Annotated in this window: 3 protein-coding genes and 1 pseudogene; 3 read left to right on the forward strand and 1 reads right to left on the reverse strand. The window is 54.9% G+C overall.

Translation table 11 applies throughout. The features are described 5' to 3' along the window. Nucleotides 1–49 precede the first annotated feature (49 nt). From SPG90_RS22290 to SPG90_RS22300, 3 genes and pseudogenes are all read left to right on the forward strand, one after another. Nucleotides 50–1957 carry a type IV secretory system conjugative DNA transfer family protein gene (locus SPG90_RS22290; protein ID WP_322408401.1) on the forward strand — a complete coding sequence of 636 codons (1908 nt, stop codon included), beginning with the start codon at nucleotides 50–52 and terminating at the stop codon, nucleotides 1955–1957. Nucleotides 1958–1972: 15 nt separating this feature from the next. Continuing rightward, complete coding sequence (gene mobC, locus SPG90_RS22295; RefSeq protein WP_322408402.1) at nucleotides 1973–2719, forward strand: MobC family replication-relaxation protein; 747 nt, start codon at nucleotides 1973–1975, stop codon at nucleotides 2717–2719. Beyond that, nucleotides 2712–3322 (forward strand): annotated as a pseudogene (locus SPG90_RS22300) (phospholipase D family protein). The gene mobC and the pseudogene SPG90_RS22300 overlap by 8 nt, the downstream one beginning before the upstream one ends. A 31-nt stretch (nucleotides 3323–3353) precedes the next feature. Here SPG90_RS22300 and SPG90_RS22305 read toward each other — a convergent pair. Continuing rightward, the gene (locus SPG90_RS22305; protein WP_322408403.1) at nucleotides 3354–3785 is read right to left on the reverse strand and encodes a hypothetical protein; all 432 of its coding nucleotides are present in this window, start codon (nucleotides 3783–3785) and stop codon (nucleotides 3354–3356) included. Nucleotides 3786–4049: the final 264 nt, after the last annotated feature.

Below are 4049 nucleotides of genomic sequence, written 5' to 3' on the forward strand. Positions count from 1 at the left end.
GGGAGTGTGTGCCGAGGCTATGTGCCGAGAAACACGGCAGGAGAATATCGTGATATTCGACAAACTGAATCATTTGCTGTCGCCGATAGCAAATGCCGTCCTGGCTTTTATTGCTTTTTTGCAGGCGCATCAGCTGGCGTTAGCGCTGCTGTCCGGCGTCATGCTGCCTTTTATATTTTCTGCGAGACACGGCGGGCAGGAAAAGCCGACGTTTCTGCAAAGGATCTTAATTCTGCTTTCCATGATCTGTTTTGTTTTCGGCACGATAGCGCCGGTGGCCGTCTGGTTTTTACAGCGCATTTATGGCCGGGAAGATATCGCCAGCCCGCCGCTGCTGACCTGGACAATGGCGCTGCTGTTTACCGTCGCCGGGTTTATTCTGCATGTAATTTTACGGCGTCTGATCTCGCCTGAATTTGACAAGGTCAAACGCGGCATGGTGAAAAAAACCAGCATGGAGCGCGACCGCAGAACCGACGTTCGCCGGGTAAAAGAGATTTTACCCGTCTCCACCGAATACGATCCGATGGATTACATCGATCTGAATAAGGGTGTTTTTATCGGGCAGAGCCGCGAGGGCGAGCCGCAGTATATTCCGTTAAAAGAATGGCAGACCCAGCACGCCGAAATTATCGGCACCACTGGTGCCGGTAAAGGCGTCGTGGTCGGTATTCTGCTTTATCAGAGCATCCTAGCCGGCGAGGGCGTTTTTGTTCTAGACCCCAAAAACGATGAATGGGCGCCACACCTTTATAAAAAAGCCTGCGCCGATGCCGGAAAACCTTATGTCCTTATCGACCTGAACAAGCAGGAATACCAGATGAACCTTATCGACGGTATCACCGCCGATCATCTGGAGGAGTTATTCGTCGCCGGTTTCAGCCTGGCGGAAAAAGGCGAGGCGGCGGATTTCTACCGCATCGACGACCGCAAGGCGGCGAGAACGGCGGCGCAGTTCGTGAAGGATAATCAGGGTGCAACCATTCGTGATATTTATAACGGCGATTATGTCCAGGGCATCGGCGAAACGATAAAAGCCTTTCACGGTAAAACCGAGGAGCTGGCGATGCTGAACAGCATCAACGCCCCCGGCGGTTTTGCGCTGAAGGAGATTTTCGATAAAGGCGGCTGCTGCTACATCATCGGTTCAATGCGTAACTCTAAAATCATTACCGCGCAGCGTATGATTTTAGTGCGCCTGTTCCAGCTCGCGGAATTGCGCGACCGCGTCGCGGGGAATATCCGCCCCATCGCCATCTTTAAAGATGAGGTGAAATATCATCTGTCAAAACCGGCACTGGAAGGGTTAGGCGCGGCGCGTGATAAAGGCGTGCATATTTTAGCGGCGCACCAGTCGATTGCCGACTTACGCGACTGCCCGGCGGATTTAAACGGCGATGCCGTTGTGGGTGCGTTCGTGGAAAACTGCAAGTTTAAACTGGTTTATAAGCTGCAGGACCCTGATACCGCCGAATGGATTGCGCGCATGTCCGGCACGATTTTAGTCGATGACGAAAGCCGGAAAGTCACCACCACGTCGGTCCTGACGGAAAAGGTCGATAACGAGCGTATGCTGCGCCAGGCTGAAAGCCATTATATCGACAGCAATATGCTCCAGCACCTGCCGAAGTTTGTAAGCTACATATTCAGTGAGAACGCGCTCGCGTTCCCGTCGTTAATCTCACCGCTCAAGGTTAAAAAAGCCCCGCTGGAACTGTATTCCCTGCCGCCGGTTGCAGCGGCTACCGTGGCTGAAGTTAAACCGGTACTAGATCTGGATTTTGATACGACAGCTCCGGCAGTTCCGGCACCTGACATTTTTCCCGACAGCACCACGGCCACCAAGAAAACCCCAGTACCGCCAATTCCCTCACCTCCGGTGCAGCCTGACGAGGAGTGGCTGATGGCATCACGGTCCGCCCAAAATGACGAAGTACATTCATTGCTGGATTTATAAATTTCAGGAGGCTTTATGCTCTTAATGAACAATACCGAACGCCGAGAACGTAATCATGAAAAAATCCGCATTCTCCTGAATTTTTTGAAAGAAGAAACATACAGTGACTTCAAAACGCTGATGATGGTATTTGGCTTTAAAAGCCATACATCATTAGTAAGATTGCTTGGAAAAGTAGAGAAAATGGGGCTGATTCAGAAGCACGTGCATGAATCCCGCGCGTCCAGAATATCCCTGTGGGGCATTACCGCCGACGGGCTGGCCGTGATCCTCACGGCGGACGACAACATAATGCCCGCCCGCTTTGAACCCTACCGCCTGACCGGCTGGTCACTCGACCATCACCTTGATAACCAGCTCGTGCGCCTGACGCTGGAGAAGAACGGCGCGACGGGGTGGATTAACGGCGACCGCTCATCGTTCCTCAGTCAGTACAGCGTCAAACACCGTCCCGACGGGCTTATCAGCCTGCCGGACGGCAGGCTGATCGCCGTTGAAACCGAGCGACGCATTAAAACAAAGGCGCGCTATCAGTCCATCATGGCGAGCCACCTGCTGGCTATCAGCGATAAAAAATGGCGGTACGTGTTTTACGTCGCCCCGGACGAGGCGAAAAAGCGCGCCCTGAAGATTATTTTTGACAGCATTACCAGCGTGATCGTGAAAAACCAGCATGTACCACTGGAGGCAAAACACCGCGATGTCTTTCGCTTTTATACCCTCGACGAACTGAAAAGCCTGGAGCTGGACAACTATGCGTAAAACCGCCCTTCTGGTGCTGGCCGCCGCCCTTTGTGTGCCTGTTTTCTCCACTGCCGCGCCCGTCCTGACGGCGGGTTTTTCACCGTCTGACGGGCGCCCCGCCCTTGAGGTCGTGCTCGGTGCCATAAACAACGCCAGGCAGAGCATTGACGTTGCGGCCTACAGCTTCACCAGTAAGCCGGTCGCAACGGCGCTCGCCGGTGCTAAGCGGCACGGCGTGGCCGTGCGCGTGGTGGCCGACGAAAAGGCCAACAGCGACCGCTACACCGCCGTGACGTATCTGATAAACCAGGGCGTGCCGGTGCGNTGCGCGTGGTGGCCGACGAAAAGGCCAACAGCGACCGCTACACCGCCGTGACGTATCTGATAAACCAGGGCGTGCCGGTGCGCCTTAACGGCCGTTACGCCATCATGCACAACAAGTTTATGGTGATCGACGGCAAAAGTGTCCAGACCGGGTCGTTTAACTACACGGCCAGCGCCGTTTCGCGCAATGCGGAAAACGTGCTGCTGATCGAGGACGCGCCGCAGCTGGCGGAGGCGTACCAGCGAGAATTTAACCGCCTGTGGAATGAGGGCACCCCGCTGAATGCCCGGTACTGAATCAGCCCCGTCTGCGGACGGGGCTTTTTTTTTACTCCACTTCCAGCCAGGCTTTACGCCCTTCAAGATGCAGCGCTTTCAGCATGGCGATCACGTCTTCAGCCGAGCGCCCGCCATAGTTAAGTCGGGTCTGCTCCCCTTCAAAATCCACCACGATAATGGTGTCCAGCGTTACCGACAGCAGCTCGCGCAGCTCCCGTAACGTCTGCCCTGTACTGCGTGAATGCATGCACTGCGTGATACGGTTGGCCGCCTCCTGGCACAGTCCTTCAACGGCTTCGCGGTACGCCAGACGCTGGCAGAGGTTGCCCTCGATGTCGCGGATAAGTTTAGCCACCGCCGTTTTGACGGTTTTGATTTCAGGACATTTCGTTTTTGGGGAGCCTGAGTGCTCCAGCGTGGATACGCTGGTCGCCGGAGCAGCTTTAGGGGCGGTTGTCGGGGTATGCAGGTTCATCGTCATGGTCGTTTCTCCGTCAGTGTGAATTTCGTCTTCGTATCGCCTGACGGTTCGGCCTGCCCGGAGTCGTTCTGGTCAGCAGAGGCGCGCAGCGTGCCATTTACCCTTGCTGACCAGGTTGTGACGGGGAACGATTACCGGAAGCTGATACGCAGGAGAAAAGCATCACAGGAGAAAATGACGATGTGCACACCCGGACTTACCGCCCCTTTAGCTGTGGCGGCGAAAGCCGTTACGTCATTTTTTACTTAAGACATCGCGCCGTTA

The sequence above is a fragment of the Enterobacter sp. D2 genome, assembly GCF_034427575.1.
Taxonomy (GTDB): Bacteria; Pseudomonadota; Gammaproteobacteria; order Enterobacterales; family Enterobacteriaceae; genus Enterobacter; species Enterobacter cloacae_M.